This is a genomic window from Pseudomonas sp. ZY71, assembly GCF_036542145.1.
GTDB lineage: Bacteria > Pseudomonadota > Gammaproteobacteria > Pseudomonadales > Pseudomonadaceae > Aquipseudomonas > Aquipseudomonas koreensis_A.
Genome location: NZ_CP144274.1, coordinates 3,949,013 through 3,952,460 on the forward strand (window position 1 = coordinate 3,949,013; position 3,448 = coordinate 3,952,460).

At 60.4% G+C, this 3,448-nt stretch carries 2 protein-coding genes; both read right to left on the reverse strand.

From position 1 onward, the window contains the following. Positions 1-272: 272 nt before the first annotated feature. Complete coding sequence (locus VY732_RS17565) at positions 273-2,231, reverse strand: MacB family efflux pump subunit (protein ID WP_331691316.1); 1,959 nt, start codon at positions 2,229-2,231, stop codon at positions 273-275. A 2-nt stretch (positions 2,232-2,233) separates the two neighbouring features. Continuing rightward, positions 2,234-3,382 (reverse strand): macrolide transporter subunit MacA, encoded by a 1,149-nt coding sequence (macA, locus tag VY732_RS17570; RefSeq protein ID WP_331691317.1) that lies wholly within the window; start codon positions 3,380-3,382, stop codon positions 2,234-2,236. Between the last annotated feature and the right edge of the window lie 66 nt (positions 3,383-3,448).

The following is a 3,448-nucleotide window of genomic DNA, read 5'->3' on the forward strand; positions in this document are numbered from 1 at the left end:
GTGTCAGTGGGATTCCCCCCTCACCCCAGCCCTCTCCCCCCAAGGGGGGCGAGGGGGAAAGGGAGCCGATCGTTGTGGTTTTCAAAACCTGAGTTCGGCTCGGTATGCCACGTCGGTGTAACTTGAAAGAACACCGCGGTCAGTCCCCTCTCCCTCTGGGAGAGGGTTAGGGTGAGGGCAATCCCGCGACGTGCTCCAATGCCTGATTCACCGGCAATTCCCCCAACATCACGACCTGTTCAATGCCCAGCAGATTTGATGAGGGTCAGCCCTTAATCCCGCGCCAACGCCTCAATCGGATCTAGCCGCGAAGCATTCCGCGCCGGCACAAAGCCAAACACAATCCCGATCAACGTCGAACACACCACCGCCGTTAGCACCGACGCCAGTGAAAACACCATCTCCCATTCCTTGATGAACACCGAAAACAAATGCCCGATGGCATACGACAGGGAAATCCCGATCGCCCCGCCCAACAGACACACCATCACCGCCTCCACCAGAAACTGCTGACGAATGTCCGACTGCCGCGCACCCACCGCCATGCGAATACCGATCTCGCGGGTCCGTTCGGTCACTGACACCAGCATGATGTTCATCACGCCGATACCGCCCACCACCAACGAAATCACCGCAATCAGCGACAACAGCAACGCCAGCGAGCGGCTGGTTTTCTGCACGGTCTGCAAGACGCTGTCGAGGTTGTTGGTGAAGAAGTCCTTGGTGCCGTGACGTTGCAACAACAGTTGGGTGACGTGCTCTTCCACCACTTTGCTCGGCTGGCCGTCCTTCATGCGCACGCTGATGCTGTCCAGATAACGCTGACCCAACACCCGCCCGGCGGCGGTTTCGTAAGGCACCCAGACGTTGAGAGTCTTGCCCGAGGCGAACAGGCTTTTATCCTGTGCGGCCACACCGATCACCGTGCACGGCAGGTTGCCGATGAGGATCACTTGGCCCAACGGATCGACGTCTTGCCCGAACAGGCGCTGCCGGGTGTTGTGATCGATGACCACCACCTGCGCCTGGCGTCGCGCATCGCTTTCGCTGAACGGAATACCGGCGGCCATCTTGATCCCGCGCACCTTGAAGTACTGATCGCTGACGCCGTTGACCTGCGCATCCAGATCGATATTGCGATAACGCAACAACAGGCTGCGGCCGATCATCGGCGTGGCGCTGTCGACGTAATACAACTGATTCAGCGCGGTGACATCGGCCGGTGTCAGGGTTTCAATGGCCGCGGCACGTTTGTCGCCATAACTGCTGCCGGGATAGACATCGATGGTGTTGCTGCCAATCGCGGCGATGTCCTTGAGCACGTAATTCTTTGCGCCCTCGCCGACCGCCGAAATCGACACCACAGAAGTAATGCCGATGACAATGCCGAGCATGGTCAGCAAGGTGCGCATGCGATGGGAAATCAACGCCACCCACGCCATGCTGAACGCCTCTTTGAATAGCCCGAGGCTAGCGACCAAACGCCGCGACGCAGTGGCTTTCGGGGTCACCGGTTCATCGCTGAGCAGGTGCGTGGTGTCGCGTTCGTTGGCGCGGTCGCTGAGGATTTCGCCGTCGCTGACTTCAATGATGCGCTCGGCGTTGGCCGCGACTTTCGGGTCATGGGTGACCAGAATCACCGTATGCCCCGCCGCGTGCAACTCCAGGAGGATGCGCATCACCTCCTTGCCGCTGGCCGTGTCGAGGGCGCCCGTCGGCTCGTCGGCGAGGATCACTTCGCCGCCGTTCATCAGGGCCCGGGCGATACTCACCCGCTGCTGCTGACCGCCAGAGAGCTGGCTCGGCCGATGCGTCAGGTGCCCTTCCAGGCCCAATCGCGCCAACAGCTCACGGGCGCGGGCATGACGCTGAAGCTGCGGCGTGCCGGCGTAAATCGCCGGCATCTCGACGTTGTGCATCGCGCTCAAATGCGGCAGCAAGTGGTAACGCTGGAAGATGAAACCAAAGTAGTCGCGGCGCAGTTCGGCCAGGGCCTGATTGTCCAGATCGCGGGTTTCCTGGCCGTTGATCCTGTAGCTGCCGGCAGTGGCGTAATCGAGGCAACCGAGGATGTTCATCAGCGTCGATTTGCCCGAGCCCGAGGCGCCAATGATCGCGACCATTTCCCCGGCATTGATCGTCAGGTTAATGTTTTTCAGCGCGAGAAATTCGCGGTCGCCAGCGGTGAAACTGCGGGTGATACCAGTGAGCTGCAGCAGTGGCTCAGTCATGCTCACGCCCCCGCCACACTGGTCAGCGGATCACCGATGACCACGCGATCACCTTCAGCCAGACCGCCATTGATCTGCACTTTGACGTTGTTGTTGATCCCGGTCTGCACATTGCGCGACTGCGCGTGGCCCTTGGCGTCGAGCACGCGCACGGGGAAGCTGCCATCGGCATTGCGCGGGCCGAGCGCCGCCACCGGCACGGTCAGCACTGCCTTGGCGGTGTCGAGGATAATGCGCACCTGCGCGGTCATCGAAATGCGCAAACGATGGTCGGGATTCGGCACCTCGAACAAGGCGTTATAGAACACCGCACTGCTTTGCTTCGGCGTGCCGGCGGGCGGCGTTTCAAGAAAGTTCTGCGGCGCCGGGTCGGTGCCGCGCAATTTCGCGTAGTAGCGTTTGTCCTCGCCAAGAATGGTGAAGTACACCTCCTGCCCCGGGGCAATGTGGATCACATCGGCCTCGGACACCTGCGCCTTGACGGTCATGGTGTCCAGATCCGCCAGTTTCAGCAGGACCGGCGCCAGTTGACTGGCGATCACCGTTTGCCCTTCCTGTGTCACCACGCCGACCACATCGCCATCGATTGGCGCGACAATCCGCGTATACGCCAGATTGACCTTGGCCGTGTCGATCTGGATGTGCGCGCTTTTGATCTGCGCGTCCAGCGACATCAGATTGGCCTGTTGTACCTGATAGTTCGACTCGGCGTTTTCGAAATCCTGGCGCGAGATCGAGGCGTCGTCCTGCAAGTTCTTGTAGCGCTCGTAAATCGCTTTGGTCTGCCTCAGTTGAGCCTGAGTGGCGCGTTTTTGCGCCTGCAGGTTTTCCTCATCGACCTGGGCCTGACGCAGGGTGTTCTGCAATACCAACGGGTCGATTTCCGCCAGCCACTGGCCCTTCTTCACCTTGTCGCCGACCTTGACCTTGAGCGACTTCAATTGCCCGGACACTTGCGCGCCGACATCCACTTGCTTGATACCTTCGAGCAACCCGGTGGCCAGCACCGCGTTTTCGATATCACTGCGTTCCACCGTGGCGGTCAGGTACTGCGGCGCCTCGGCTGGGGCCTGCACCGCGTAGAACGCCAATCCCGCCACTGCCACCAACGCCAAACCCATACCGACTTTGCGCAACTTCGACTTTTCCATAAATAACCACAAGTCCGTTCAGGGGTGAGCCCGGCCAGCGGCCGGGCTCTGGTAGATAAACAACAA

What these genes read in the sequence shown, in the direction of transcription:
- macA (WP_331691317.1), bottom strand. Translation starts at nt 3,382, where the DNA reads ATGGAAAAGTCGAAGTTGCGCAAAGTCGGTATGGGTTTGGCGTTGGTG.
- VY732_RS17565 (WP_331691316.1), bottom strand. Translation starts at nt 2,231, where the DNA reads ATGACTGAGCCACTGCTGCAGCTCACTGGTATCACCCGCAGTTTCACC.